This window comes from Robiginitalea insularis (assembly GCF_052497835.1).
The window spans coordinates 2,956,282-2,969,489 of record NZ_CP199296.1 but is presented as its reverse complement, the minus strand read 5'-3'; the positions used below and the strand labels follow the sequence as shown (position 1 = coordinate 2,969,489).

11 protein-coding genes are annotated in these 13,208 nt (G+C 48.0%); 2 read left to right on the top strand and 9 right to left on the bottom strand.

Annotation, left to right across the window (positions count from 1 at the left end; translation table 11 throughout):
• The first annotated feature begins 17 nt into the window (after window positions 1–17).
• Window positions 18–1,538, top strand: coding sequence for an alpha-isopropylmalate synthase regulatory domain-containing protein (locus ACT6NV_RS13385; protein ID WP_445384946.1), 1,521 nt, complete (start codon window positions 18–20; stop codon window positions 1,536–1,538).
• A gap of 5 nt (window positions 1,539–1,543) precedes the next feature.
• Here ACT6NV_RS13385 and ACT6NV_RS13380 read toward each other — a convergent pair whose 3' ends face one another.
• From ACT6NV_RS13380 to ilvD, 5 genes are read right to left on the bottom strand one after another with little or no spacing between them, the layout of a single operon-like run.
• Window positions 1,544–3,133, bottom strand: coding sequence for an NADP-dependent glyceraldehyde-3-phosphate dehydrogenase (locus tag ACT6NV_RS13380; protein WP_445384945.1), 1,590 nt, complete (start codon window positions 3,131–3,133; stop codon window positions 1,544–1,546).
• A gap of 46 nt (window positions 3,134–3,179) precedes the next feature.
• Window positions 3,180–4,655 (bottom strand): ketol-acid reductoisomerase, encoded by a 1,476-nt coding sequence (gene ilvC / locus ACT6NV_RS13375; protein WP_445384944.1) that lies wholly within the window; start codon window positions 4,653–4,655, stop codon window positions 3,180–3,182.
• A gap of 34 nt (window positions 4,656–4,689) precedes the next feature.
• Window positions 4,690–5,217 carry an acetolactate synthase small subunit gene (gene ilvN / locus ACT6NV_RS13370; RefSeq protein WP_445384943.1) on the bottom strand — a complete coding sequence of 176 codons (528 nt, stop codon included), beginning with the start codon at window positions 5,215–5,217 and terminating at the stop codon, window positions 4,690–4,692.
• A 49-nt stretch (window positions 5,218–5,266) separates the two neighbouring features.
• Window positions 5,267–7,000 (bottom strand): biosynthetic-type acetolactate synthase large subunit, encoded by a 1,734-nt coding sequence (gene ilvB, locus ACT6NV_RS13365; RefSeq protein WP_445384942.1) that lies wholly within the window; start codon window positions 6,998–7,000, stop codon window positions 5,267–5,269.
• Window positions 7,001–7,014: 14 nt separating this feature from the next.
• The gene (gene ilvD / locus ACT6NV_RS13360) at window positions 7,015–8,691 is read right to left on the bottom strand and encodes a dihydroxy-acid dehydratase (RefSeq protein ID WP_445384941.1); all 1,677 of its coding nucleotides are present in this window, start codon (window positions 8,689–8,691) and stop codon (window positions 7,015–7,017) included.
• A 276-nt stretch (window positions 8,692–8,967) separates the two neighbouring features.
• Here ilvD and ACT6NV_RS13355 point away from each other — a divergent pair, with 276 nt between their 5' ends.
• Complete coding sequence (locus ACT6NV_RS13355; RefSeq protein WP_445384940.1) at window positions 8,968–9,693, top strand: nitroreductase family protein; 726 nt, start codon at window positions 8,968–8,970, stop codon at window positions 9,691–9,693.
• Here the strand turns inward: ACT6NV_RS13355 and ACT6NV_RS13350 are convergent.
• The 4 genes from ACT6NV_RS13350 to ACT6NV_RS13335 are packed head-to-tail and all read right to left on the bottom strand — an operon-like array spanning window position 9,690 to window position 13,198.
• Window positions 9,690–10,535: a 5-oxoprolinase subunit C family protein gene (locus tag ACT6NV_RS13350; RefSeq protein WP_445384939.1), complete on the bottom strand. Its 846-nt coding sequence runs from the start codon at window positions 10,533–10,535 to the stop codon at window positions 9,690–9,692. The two genes, ACT6NV_RS13355 and ACT6NV_RS13350, sit on opposite strands and share 4 nt — an antisense overlap.
• Window positions 10,522–11,265: a 5-oxoprolinase subunit PxpB gene (gene pxpB, locus ACT6NV_RS13345; RefSeq protein ID WP_445384938.1), complete on the bottom strand. Its 744-nt coding sequence runs from the start codon at window positions 11,263–11,265 to the stop codon at window positions 10,522–10,524. Before pxpB ends, ACT6NV_RS13350 begins: the two co-directional genes overlap by 14 nt.
• Entirely contained in the window at window positions 11,262–12,005 is a 744-nt protein-coding gene (gene pxpA / locus ACT6NV_RS13340) for a 5-oxoprolinase subunit PxpA (RefSeq protein WP_445384937.1), read from the bottom strand. The genes pxpB and pxpA overlap by 4 nt, the downstream gene beginning before the upstream one ends.
• A 2-nt stretch (window positions 12,006–12,007) precedes the next feature.
• A complete protein-coding gene (locus tag ACT6NV_RS13335; protein ID WP_445384936.1) occupies window positions 12,008–13,198 on the bottom strand; it encodes an Nramp family divalent metal transporter in 1,191 nt (396 codons plus the stop codon).
• Window positions 13,199–13,208 lie beyond the last annotated feature (10 nt).

Below are 13,208 nucleotides of genomic sequence, written 5' to 3'. Positions count from 1 at the left end.
ACTTAGCCAGGCCCCCTATGCAAAAGCGGCGAATTGAAATCATGGATACGACCCTAAGGGACGGGGAACAAACCTCCGGAGTATCTTTTACATCCTCGGAGAAGCTGACCCTAGCACGCCTGCTTTTACAGGAATTGAAAGTAAACAGGATTGAGGTGGCTTCGGCAAGGGTTTCAGAAGGGGAATTCGAATCTGTAAGGCAGATTACGGAATGGGCTGCCTCCGAAAATTTGCTGGACCAAATAGAAGTCCTGAGTTTTGTAGATGGCGGAGCCTCCCTGAAGTGGATGGAACTGGCTGGTGCTAAGGTGCAAAACCTCCTGACAAAAGGATCGCTGAATCATCTGAAATATCAACTTAAAAAAACGCCTGAGGAGCATTTTAAGGATATTGAAAAGGTAATTCAAATAGCCACCGCACAGGAGGTTACCACCAATGTCTATCTGGAAGATTGGAGTAATGGCATGCGCAATTCTCCCGATTACGTTTTTGAATTCCTGGATTTTTTGCAGACACAGAACGTAAAAAGGATACTGCTGCCGGATACCCTGGGAATCCTTACACCTCGGGAAACCTTTGCATTTCTTTCTGAAATTGTCAAAAGATACCCTCAACAGCACTTCGATTTTCACGGCCATAATGATTACGACCTTAGTGTTGCCAACGTCATGGAAGCCATTAAGGCAGGGGTCCACGGACTACACCTGACGGTTAATGGAATGGGGGAACGGGCCGGAAATGCGCCCCTGGCGAGTGTGGTTGCCGTCGTTAATGACTTCCTGCCCGAGGCCGAGATCAGCATTGCGGAAAGTTCCCTGTTTAAAGTCAGTAAACTGGTATCTGCCTTTACCGGGATTGGGATCCCGGCCAACAAGCCTATAGTCGGGGATAATGTGTTTACACAAACTGCTGGAATACACGCAGATGGAGATAATAAGAAAAATCTTTACTTTAATGATTTGTTGCCCGAAAGATTCGGCCGTAAGCGCAAATATGCGTTAGGGAAAACTTCAGGCAAGGCCAATATTCAGAAGAACCTGCAGGAACTCGGACTTTCGCTGAACGAGGATGAGATTCGCAAGGTAACCGCTCGAATCATTGAGTTAGGCGACAAGAAAGAAAAAGTTACAAGGGAAGACCTGCCATACATTATTTCGGATGTTTTGGGCAGTGATTCATACAAACAATCCGTGTTTATCCGGTCCTATGTGCTGACCCACGCCAAAGGACTGCAGCCATCTACAACTGTATCCCTTGAAATACAGGGAAAAACCTATGAAGAGAATGCGCAGGGAGACGGGCAGTTTGATGCTTTTATGAATGCGCTTCGCAAGGTTTACCGCGGTCTTAAAATACCCTTGCCCACCCTTGTAGACTACGCCGTTCGGATACCTCCCGGGTCCAATTCGGACGCCCTTTGCGAGACCGTCATTACCTGGAAGGAAAAGGAAAGGGAGTTTACTACCAGAGGGCTGGACTCAGACCAGACCGTGTCCGCCATAAAGGCAACCGAAAAGATGCTCAACATATCCCAGTAAGCCTTTTACAGAATATATTCCGTACTAATAAAATTTGAAAGCTTGGTGTCCAGGAGTTGTTCTACGGTTTCGTTATTTAACGGGTTATCCTTAAAGGCAACGAAAGTCCGAATGGAGAATGACCGGAGCGCATCGTGGACGCTCAGCGTAGACTGGGCCGAATCTTTGCGTCCGGTAAACGGATAAACATCGGGGCCACGCTGGCAGGAACTATTCAGGTTGACACGGCAGACCAGGTTGGCCAGCGTATCGATCAAAGGCGCCAGTGCATAGACATCCTTGCCGAAAAGGCTTACCTGCTGCCCGTAATTGCTCTCAGCCATGTCATCCAGGGGTTCATCGATCTGCGTAAAGCTAAGTACCGGGATTACCGGGCCAAATTGCTCTTCCTGATAGACCCGCATATCTTTTGTGACCGGGTAAAGCACGGCCGGCCATATAAAATTATCGAAACGCTGCCCTCCTTTTTTATTGATGATTTGAGCACCCTTTGACAAGGCATCGTCTATGAGTTCCTGAATGTAATCCGATTTTCCGGGTTCCGGCAGAGGGGTTAGTTTTACCCCCTTATCCCAGGGGTTGCCAAAGGTGAGAGCGTCCACCCCTTCCGAAAATTGCCTGAGGAAGGTCTCACAAATGTCTTCGTGCACATAAACAACCTTTAAGGCGGTACACCGTTGCCCATTAAAGGAGAGGGTTCCGGTAAGGCATTCCTGTACGCTCAATTCCAGATCGGCATCCGGCAACACAATGGCCGGGTTTTTAGCTTCAAGCCCAAGAACCAGGCGAAGCCGGTTGCTTTTGGGGTGCTGGTCCTGCAAGGCATTGGCCGACTTACTGTTTCCGATTAAAGCCAAAACATCTACTTTCCCCGTCTTCATAATGGGCGCGGCTACTGCCCTGCCCCTGCCGAAGAGGATATTTACGACCCCTTTCGGAAAACTGTTCTGAAAAGCCTCCAGAAGCGGCGTAATCAGTAAAACCCCGTGCTTAGCCGGTTTAAAAATAGTAGTGTTTCCCATGATGATGGCTGGGATCAACAGCGCGAAGGTTTCGTTAAGCGGGTAATTATAAGGCCCAAGGCAAAGCACCACACCCAATGGCCCCCTTCGGATATGCGCGTAAACCCCCTGATGCTTGTGAAACTTGGCCGAGTTCCGGTCTAACTGTTTATAATCTTCAATAGTGTCGTGAATATATTCAACAGTACGGTCAAATTCCTTTTCGGAATCCGGCAGGGATTTCCCGATTTCCCACATCAGCAATTTCACAATTACTTCCCTTTTTTGCTCCATCTGCTTTACAAACTTCTCCATGCACTCGATCCGTTCCCGGACCCGCATGGTGGGCCAGGCACCCTTCCCTTTATCAAAGGCTTTCAGGGCTGCCTGCAGGGCATCCATGGCTTCGGCCTCTCCCATGTCAGGGATGGTTCCCAAAAGGGTAGGTTTATAGCTGCTGGTGTTGGAGATTGTGGAATACACTTCCGAAACCGGCCCTTTCCAGGATTTCAATTCCCCGCCTACAAGGTAGGTTCGCTGATCCAGGGTAGCGTCTATTTGATAATTTTCAGGGATGGCTTGCAAATCACTCATTATTGGGTGCTGTTATGGGTTTTGTTAAAGATACACGGAACCAGTCTCAAACAATAGGCTTCATGGCGGTCATCGACTCGCGCAGCCTGGCTCCCACCACTTCTACAGGGTGGGTTCGCAATACCTTATTTACAGCTATCAACTTTGCATTATCCACCCCATTGTCGTCTCCAGCCCCGTAGGCCTTGCCGATAACATCGGTTTGTACCTTCTTCATAAAATCCCCCAAGAGAGGTTTACAGGCGTGATCAAACAAATAACAGCCGTATTCTGCGGTATCGGATATAACCCGGTTCATTTCGAATAGCTTTTTGCGGGCAATGGTATTGGCAATCAGCGGTGTTTCATGTAAAGACTCGTAATAGGCAGACTCACCGATAATCCCCGATTCGGTCATGGATTCATAAGCCAGTTCCACTCCGGCTCTTACAAAAGCAACCATTAAAACCCCCTTGTCGTAGTATTCCTGTTCTGAAATTTCCATTTTTCCGGCCGGGGTCTTTTCAAAAGCTGTTTCTCCTGTGGCGGCACGCCAGCTAAGCAAATTTTTATCGTCGTTGGCCCAGTCTTCCATCATCGTTTTTGAGAAATGACCGCTCATTATATCGTCCATATGTTTTCGGAACAGCGGTCTCATAATGTCTTTCAGCTCCTCAGACAATTCAAAAGCCTCAATTTTCGCAGGATTGGATAATCGGTCCATCATATTGGTGATTCCTCCGTATTTAAGTCCCTCGGTAATGGTTTCCCATCCAAACTGGATCAGTTTGGATGCATAAGAAGGCTCTATCCCTTCTGCAACCATCTTGTCAAAACAAAGAATGGATCCGGTCTGCAATAGCCCGCATAATATGGTCTGCTCCCCCATAAGGTCTGATTTCACCTCTGCGACAAAGGAGGACTCCAGTACCCCTGCTTTATGTCCCCCGGTAGCTGCAGCATAGGCCTTGGCCTGGGCCAGACCCTTACCTTCAGGATCATTTTCAGGGTGTACAGCTATCAGCGTAGGCACCCCAAAACCCCTTTTATATTCCTCACGAACCTCTGATCCCGGGCTTTTTGGAGCTACCATAATGACAGTCAGATCCTTGCGGACTTGCATGCCCTCCTCTACAATATTGAATCCGTGCGAATAGGACAGGGTTGCTCCTTTTTTCATCAGTGGCATTACAGCTCCAACTACTGCTGTATGCTGCTTGTCTGGGGTTAGATTGATTACCAGGTCTGCCGAAGGAATCAGTTCCTCATAGGTGCCAACAGTGAATCCGTTTTCAGTGGCATTTACAAAAGAGGCCCGCTTCTCCTGAATGGCTGCCGCCCTCAGGGCATAGGAAATATCCAGCCCGGAATCTCTCATATTCAGGCCCTGGTTCAGGCCCTGGGCCCCGCAGCCAACAATTACAATTTTCTTTCCTTTTAAAGCCTTAACCCCCTCGGAAAACTCGGAAGCTTCCATAAATCTGCATTTTCCCAGTTGTTGTAATTGCTCCCTAAGGGAAAGGGTATTAAAATAATTTGTCATTTTCTTTGTATTCGTAAGGTTAGTTTTTCAATTATTATGCGTGGTGAAATCCTTCCAGGATTTTGGAAATTGGCATTTCCGACTTGGTTACGGCAATTCTTCCGGAGCGTACAAATTGCATAATTCCAAAAGGTTCCAGTTCATCATGCATCTCATCGATTTCATGCCTCCGGCCTGTTTTGGCGAGAATAAAAAATTCACGGCTTACCGTGACAATCTGTGAATTGCTTTCCTTGATGATGTTCTGGATCTGACGTTCATCGAACAAGAGATGGGAGGCTATTTTAAAAAGTGCAGACTCCTGGTAAATAATCTCATCATCGGTATGATAGAAGGCTTTGATCACTTCGATCTGCTTTTCAATCTGAGAAACAATCCGCTCCGTCCATTCTTTGGTCGTGTGCACGACTATTGTAAATTTTGAAACTTCTTCTATCTCTGATTTAGAGACGTTTAAGCTTTCTATATTAATATGTCGCTTTAAAAATATTCCCGATATCCTATTCAGTAATCCAACATTGTTTTCTGAATATACCGAGATGGTGTACCATTTTTTTTCCATATGATAATTCCTCAATCCTTGTGCAGGGTTTTGTCGTTTAATGTATTCCTTATTTTAACCTTATATCAGACACCGATGCTCCCGAAGGGATCATAGGAAACACATTGTCTTCCTTCTCCACACGTACTTCCAGGAAGTACGGATCCGGGGAGGCAATCATTTCGGCAACGGCCGCCGCCAGCTCTGTCCTCTCTTCTACTCTTCTGGCTTTAATGTAATACCCTTCCGCTATTTTAACAAAATCCGGATTGGTCATAACGGTGGAAGCATAGCGCTTGTCAAAAAATAATTCCTGCCATTGGCGCACCATCCCAAGATGTTCATTGTTCAGGACCACTATTTTGACCGCAGTATTATTCTGGAAGATGGTGGCGAGTTCCTGAATGGTCATCTGATATCCCCCATCTCCGATAATGGCAACCACTTCGCGATGACTGGCCCCCATTTTGGCTCCAATGGCCGCCGGGAGTGCAAAACCCATGGTTCCAAGGCCACCGGAGGTGATATTGCTTTTTGTTTCACGAAATTTTGCATAACGACAGGCAATCATCTGATGTTGCCCCACATCAGAAACAATGACCGCCTGATGATCAGTTGCCGTGTTGATCTCCGCAATCACCTCTCCCATTGTGAGACCTGGTTTGGTTGGAAACAAATCCTTTTCGATTACGGTCTTGTATTCTTCTTTATATAATTTATGGAATTTTTCCACCCAGGCCTTATGGCTGTTGGCTCTGACCTTGGGGAGCAGTTGTGAAAGTGTTTCACGCGCATCCCCCAACACAGCAATGTCTACAGGTACATTCTTATTGATCTCAGCCGGATCAATTTCAAAATGAATAATCTTGGCCTGTTTGGCATAGGTGTTCAGGTCACCGGTTACCCGGTCATCGAACCGCATCCCGATAGCAATAAGAAGGTCACACTCATTGGTTAGCACGTTGGGGCCATAATTTCCGTGCATGCCTACCATCCCCACATTCAGGGGATGGTCCGAATCCAGAGCGGACAGTCCTAAAATGGTCCATGCTGCAGGGATGCCGGTTTTCTCTACAAGGGCCTTAAGTTGTTCCTCGGCTTTTCCCAGAATCACGCCCTGTCCAAATACTATATATGGTTTTTTTGCCGCATTGATCAATGCAGCGGCCTCTTCAATAGCCTGGGGATCAGGAGCCGGATAGGGATCATAACTTCTGACCCCTTTGCAGGGGCCGTATTCAAAATCCAGTTCATCAAACTGGGCGTTTTTAGTGATGTCCACCAATACGGGCCCAGGGCGCCCTGAGCGGGCAATGTAAAATGCTTTCGCCATGATCTCCGGGATTTCCGAAGCCTTGGTGATCTGATAATTCCATTTGGTAACCGGGGTTGAAATCCCGATAATGTCTGTCTCCTGAAAGGCATCTGATCCCAGTAAATGCCGTGGCACCTGCCCGGTAATACAGACCATGGGAGTAGAATCGATCTGGGCATCGGCCAGCCCGGTCACCAAATTAGTCGCCCCGGGGCCAGAGGTAGCCACTGCCACCCCAACTTTCCCACTAACCCTGGCATAACCCTGGGCAGCATGTGTAGCTGCCTGCTCATGACGGGTGAGAATGTGCGTGAGCCGGTCCTGAAACTTGTATAGCTCATCGTAAACGGGCATAATGGCCCCGCCGGGGTATCCGTAGATCAAATCCACGCCCTCTTCCAACAGGCATTGTATAATCGCCTCTGCCCCGCACATTCTTTTGGGAGGTGCAGTTTTAGGCGCCTGTTTCATGGTTTTCGTTTGTCCCATATATATTTTCTGGATTAAATTTCATCCGTTACACAGCCTTCGGAGGCCGGCGAAACGGTTTTGGCATATTTATATAAACTACCCCTGCTTACTTTTAATTCGGGGGCACGCCACTGCTGACGGCGTTTTTGAAGTTCTTCATCGCTAAGGCCTACTGTAATACTATTTGTTTCCGCGTCTATAGTGATGATATCCCCATCCTGTACCAGGGCAATGTTCCCACCGGCCTGTGCTTCCGGACAAACGTGTCCAACCACAAACCCGTGCGTACCGCCAGAGAATCTTCCATCGGTAATCAGGGCCACTTCCTTCCCCAGGCCAGCGCCCATTATGGCGGAGGTTGGTTTTAGCATTTCGGGCATTCCAGGACCTCCTTTGGGCCCTTCATAGCGGATTACCACCACATCCCCTTTTTGCACTTTTCCTTCTCCAATTCCCTTGTTTGCCGCAAACTCGTCCTCAAAGACCTTTGCAGGGCCTTCAAAACGCAAGCCTTCTTTTCCGGTAATTTTGGCAACAGCCCCTTCCGTGGCCAGGTTGCCGTATAATATTCGCAAATGCCCCGTCTGCTTTATAGGGTTGCTCAGGGGCCGGATCACTTCCTGCCCTTCGCTGAGGTCAGGTACCTCCTTCAGGTTTTCAGCGAGTGTTTTTCCGGTTACAGTAAGGCAATCTCCGTGGAGCATTCCATTTTGTAGCATAAATTTCAATACAGCCGGCACCCCTCCTACCCGGTGTACATCTTCCATCAGGTATTTCCCGCTGGGTTTCAGATCGGCCAGGAAAGGGGTTTCGTCACTGATTCGCTGAAAATCATCCAGGGTAAAAGATATATTGGCTGCTTTGGCTATTGCCAGGAAATGAAGCACTGCGTTGGTGCTCCCACCCATTACCACAACCAGACGAATCGCATTTTCCAGTGATTTCCGGGAGATTATATCCAAAGGCTTGATATCCTTTTCAAGCAGCTCGCGCAAGGCCTTCCCTGCCTTTAAGCAGTCCTGTTTCTTCTCCGTCCCGACCGCCGGATTGGAAGAACTGTATGGAAGGGACATCCCCAGGGCTTCAATGGCCGATGCCATGGTGTTGGCTGTATACATCCCGCCACAGGCCCCGGCACCGGGGCAGGCATTTTGAATAACTGCCTTGTAATCTTCTTCATTCAGGTTTCCCGCTACTTTCTGGCCCCAGGCTTCGAAAGCGGAAACTACATCCAGTTTTTGATTTTTCAGGCAGCCTGAAGCGATCGTTCCCCCATAGAGTAATATAGAAGGTCTGTTGAGCCGGATCATCGCCATCAGGGCTCCGGGCATGTTCTTGTCACATCCCACTACGGTAATCAGACCATCGTAATTCATGGCCTGAACCACCGTTTCCATGGAGTCTGCAATGATATCACGGGAAGGCAGGGAATACCGCATACCGTATGTTCCCATGGAGATGCCGTCACTGACGCCAATGGTGTTGAAAATCAGCCCTACCAAATCCCTGGAGGCCACCCCCTCTTTTACATGGGCAGCAAGGGTGTTGAGATGCATGTTGCAGGGGTTGCCTTCATATCCGGTACTGGCAATGCCTATCAGGGGTTTGTTTAAATCCTCCTCAGACAACCCAATGGCATACAACATAGCCTGAGCGGCCGGTTGGGTGGGGTCCTGGGTTACATTTTTACTGTATTTATTCAGTTGCATTTACCGATTTGATGTTTTTTGTTAAAAAGCTAGAGTATCAAAGATATAGGATTGCCAGTCCTTTAGGGAAAATTGAAGCGGGCACATACAAATCCATTTTTGTTTAAATACATTATATCTTCTGTATATCAGTAACTTAAGTAAAATATATTACCATATTCAAACCGCTTCAGGAAATTGTTGTCACAGATCAAAAGGGATTCTTTGCCATCAAAATCTGAAAGTAAGGCTTTATCGGCAGGAAATAGTAATTTTAGCGTTTGCAAAATGAAACCCATGGAGAAGATCGTAACCGAGGCCATTCAGTACAGACGTGCCGTACGTGTATTTAAAAATAAAGCTGTAGATCCTGAAATCATAAGGAGTTGCCTTGAGAATTCCATTCTGGCTCCTTCCAGTTCAAACCTCCAGTTATGGGAGTTTGTGCACGTTTGTTCCGAAGCGGCCCGTACACAAATCGCTGAATATTGCTTCGGCCAGAATGCCGCCAAAACGGCAGACCAGTTGGTAGTGGTGGTTGTACGGAAAGATCTGTGGAAAAAGCGCTCAAGGGCCAACCTCACTTTCCTGAAGAAAGTCTACGGAGAAACGAAGCCGGAAAATATGAGCAAAAGGCAACGGTTTGCCCTGAACTACTATCGTAAATTAATACCCTCCATCTATATGGAGGTTTTCGGGGTTTTGGGGTGGCTTCGCTATCTCTTGTTTAACTTTCTGGGGCTTTTCAGGCCTGTTTACAGACAGGTACGCTTATCGGATATGCGCATAGTTGCCCACAAAAGTGCCGCTCTGGCAGCGGAGAATTTTATGATTTCTATGGCTGCGAGAGGATTGGATACCTGCCCTATGGAGGGAAGCGACACCCTTAGGATAAAACGATACTTAAAACTACCCCGTACAGCTGAAATAAATATGGTTATAGGATGTGGCTATCGTGAGGAAAACGGGGTTTACGGCCCCAGGTTCAGGGTTCCTTTTGAAGAAGTTTACAGCAGGGTCTAGCCCGGCATCCGATGAAAGTTGAGCCGGTCCCCGAATTTTTTCTGTGCCAGAACATTCACAGAGTAATCCTCAAGTTGCAGAATCCTCGGATAGCCGCCAGTGGTCTGCCCATCGCGCATCAGGATGATCAATTTTCCAGAAGGTGTTAGTTGTACGGTACCCGGAAGGGTGGCGGAGGTTATCATTTGATGGCTTTGTCCTTCAATGACTTCCTGCAACTGACAGGCCATTCGGTCCTGTTCTTTGGCTAAGGTAAACGTGCCCGCGAACAAAGCTTCGAGCTGTGCATCAGAAAGCAGCTCGTATTCCGGACCCGGAAAAACATTGAGGGTGGTTTCCCTGTACAATTTTGAATGTGAGACCCGGAGTACTTTGGATTCGTAATCGGAATTTGGTGTATAGGGTATCTCCGTAAAGGCCTGTATCGTTTTTTTAGGGGTCACAGGGAAGTAATATGACCTGCTGCCTAAAATTGCAGGGGCCTGAAAACCCCCTTTTATAGCCATATAGGTTCGGATACCGTGAGAGGTGTGCCCGCAATTCAGGGTGCTGCCAGCACTTACAAAATAGGCCTGATCCAGTTCAATCGCTTCCCCGTTCAGCTCCAGCTGCATCTCTGCACCGCTGAAGGCAATAAAGGCCGGTTCTGAAAATTCGAGTTTCGGACCATTCAGGGTCATTTCCAGTACTGCATCGTTAGGGTCGTTTTCGAGAAGGGAATTAACCCTGGCCGCTGCAATCAAATCCATAGCCCCGGACACAGGCACCCCCAAATGTCGGTAATGGAAGCGACCCAAATCCTGTAAACTGGTATAAAAACCAGCGTCCTTAACTAATAGCATCCCCGAATTTCTTTTTATAATTATAAATACCTACCTCCCCTTCAATCTTATGCAGATCGTATTCCGCCCGGCTTACAGGACGGAAACGTACGGTATCCCCCAGGGAAATAAAACAGGGAGGGTCTGATTTGGAGTCAAACATGGGGACAGGACATCTGCCAACCAGGTTCCAGCCACCCGGAGATTGCTGTGGATAAATCCCTGTTTGCTGGTCTGCCAGCCCTACAGTACCCTTTGGCACATTTAATCTGGGCGTGGCTTTCCTGGGGATGCGCAGGCTCTCAGGTATGCCTCCGAGGTAGAGGAACCCGGGCAAAAATCCGATCCCGTAAACCCGGTATGTAACAGAGCTGTGTCGTTCTATGAAAGCTTGGACATCCGTGCTTAAATAAGCAGCTACCTCCTCCAGGTCCGGCCCGAATTCCGCATCGTAACAGACCGGAAGTTCCCAATGCCGTACATCTACCTGATAATCCTTGGGGTATTGCCGGTACCATGATTTAAGGGTACGGGAAAAACGGGTCAAATCAATCTTGTCTTCTTTACTTATGAGCGTAAGGCTTTGATATATAGGTATTAACTCCCATTTATCCGAAGTAAGCCTTTTATTTTTTAGGTAGGCCGTAAAACCAAGGATTTGTTGCAAAACTTCCATTGAAATTTCCCGTGGCCACTCTAAAACCACTGCCTGTGCACCAAATGCTCTTATTCTGAAGGGGGTCTCACTCACGAACGAAGGAATATTGATTTATCTGGTAAATGTTTCGAAAGATACATCAATATTTCCAAAACATTCGGGCCATCACCGTGCAGGCAATACGTGTCTGCCTCAACAGGAAAAAATGCCCCGCCGAGACAGCGCACCCGTTTTTCCTGCACCATCTGGACCAGCTGATTGTATACGACTGCGGGATCAGAAAGAACCGCCCCTGCTTTTGCTCTGGAAACCAGGCTTCCGTCTGCTTCATAGGCACGATCTGCGAATGCCTCCTGCCAGATGCGATAGCCCCTCTCAAGCGCATATCGTGAAAACAGGGAGCCACAGGGAACGTAAAGTAGTGCGGAGTCCTTAAAGGGTTCCAGCGCATCGAGGTAGGTTTCGGCCAGGGTCAGGTTTGAGGCCAGATCGTTATAAAGGGCCCCATGTGCCTTTATGTGGTGCAATGAGCCCTTATTCTGTACAATTATCTGCTGCAAGGCTTGCAATTGCTGTTGAATACTTTCGTGAAACTCCCTGTCACCCATACGGATTGATCTGCGGCCAAAATGCGTTTTGTCGGGATAAGACGGATGGGCTCCAAGATGTAAGCCAGATTCAAGCCCCAGAAAGACCATTTCCCTCATGGATTGTACATCTCCGGCATGACCTCCACAGGCAATATTACAGGAACTGATCATCGGAAAAAGATCTGCTTCATTGCCCATTCCCTCCCCAACATCACAATTAAGATCTATCTGATAACCTTCCATGCCTAAAAATTTAAAAGGTTCAGGAAACTCTTGCCTGCCAGGCCTATCACAATGAGGATTACCGTTGCCGCCAGGATATTCTGCCATGCCGAATTGGCGAACTTACCCATAAGGGTACGCGAGTTGAGAATCCACCAAAGGAATAAGGCAATTACCGGCAACAGCACCGCATTGGCTATTTGAGCAGTATAAATAATCTCAAGAGGTTTAAAATCCAAACTCAGGGATACGGCTCCAAACAACAGAATCCCTGCCCAAACGATTCGAAAACGCCAGTTTTTGGCATTGGTATGCCATCCAAAACATTGATTGGCGACATATGCTGCCGCAAGGGGTGCTGTAATGGCAGAGGTTATTCCGGCAGCCAGTAAACCTATCCCCAGGCCATAGCGAGCCGCGCTGCCGTAAATCGGTTCCAGCCCGGCCGCAAGGTCCATGACCCCATTCACTTCATTAATAGGGGCCCCGGCCGCAGCAATCAGTATACACATAGAGACAATCCCCCCCAGGATGACCGACCAGCCAATATCACTGCGCATCGTAACCATGGCAGCTTCTGAAGTCCATTTTTCAGTAACCAGGGAGGCATAAAGGAACAGATTATAGGGCACCACTGTTGTGCCAATCAGTGCCATGACCATATAGATGTTATCTCCATTCAGTTTCGGGATAAACAGCCCTTTAAATAATTCTCCCGCCGAAGGCATAGTAAGCACAGCCGTTATCATAAAAGAAAGACTCATCAGCAAAACCAGGACGGTAAAGACGCGTTCCAGGAATTTATTATTCCCATTCCAAAGCAATATAAAAGCCAGTAATGCAATGAGCCATGGAAATACATCAATGCCCTCCCTCCCGGTAAGACCTTCCAGGCCAAGGACTGCTCCGGCTATGTTTCCCGCTTCATAGGCAGCATTGCCGAGTACTATCGCGACGAGGATAATAGATACGAAAAGCGTTTTGAGCAAGGGTATTCGCAACTGTTGTTTTACAGCGGAAGCCAGCCCCTGCCGGCTAATGAGTCCCAGCCTGCCGGCCATTTCCTGCAGTACTACAGTAGCAAAAACGGATAAAAGCAAAGCCCAAAGCAGGCTAAATCCGTCGGTTACCCCGGCGCGTATACAAGTGGTAACCGTTCCCGGGCCAATAAAGGCAGCCGCGATTAGCATTCCGGGACCAGGGCGTTTCATCATATTCGGGGGA

What these genes read in the sequence shown, in the direction of transcription:
- ACT6NV_RS13380 (WP_445384945.1), bottom strand. Translation starts at nt 3,133, where the DNA reads ATGAGTGATTTGCAAGCCATCCCTGAAAATTATCAAATAGACGCTACC.
- ilvN (WP_445384943.1), bottom strand. Translation starts at nt 5,217, where the DNA reads ATGGAAAAAAAATGGTACACCATCTCGGTATATTCAGAAAACAATGTT.
- ACT6NV_RS13335 (WP_445384936.1), bottom strand. Translation starts at nt 13,198, where the DNA reads ATGATGAAACGCCCTGGTCCCGGAATGCTAATCGCGGCTGCCTTTATT.
- ACT6NV_RS13355 (WP_445384940.1), top strand. Translation starts at nt 8,968, where the DNA reads ATGGAGAAGATCGTAACCGAGGCCATTCAGTACAGACGTGCCGTACGT.
- ilvB (WP_445384942.1), bottom strand. Translation starts at nt 7,000, where the DNA reads ATGGGACAAACGAAAACCATGAAACAGGCGCCTAAAACTGCACCTCCC.
- ilvD (WP_445384941.1), bottom strand. Translation starts at nt 8,691, where the DNA reads ATGCAACTGAATAAATACAGTAAAAATGTAACCCAGGACCCCACCCAA.
- ACT6NV_RS13385 (WP_445384946.1), top strand. Translation starts at nt 18, where the DNA reads ATGCAAAAGCGGCGAATTGAAATCATGGATACGACCCTAAGGGACGGG.
- pxpA (WP_445384937.1), bottom strand. Translation starts at nt 12,005, where the DNA reads ATGGAAGGTTATCAGATAGATCTTAATTGTGATGTTGGGGAGGGAATG.
- ilvC (WP_445384944.1), bottom strand. Translation starts at nt 4,655, where the DNA reads ATGACAAATTATTTTAATACCCTTTCCCTTAGGGAGCAATTACAACAA.
- ACT6NV_RS13350 (WP_445384939.1), bottom strand. Translation starts at nt 10,535, where the DNA reads ATGCTATTAGTTAAGGACGCTGGTTTTTATACCAGTTTACAGGATTTG.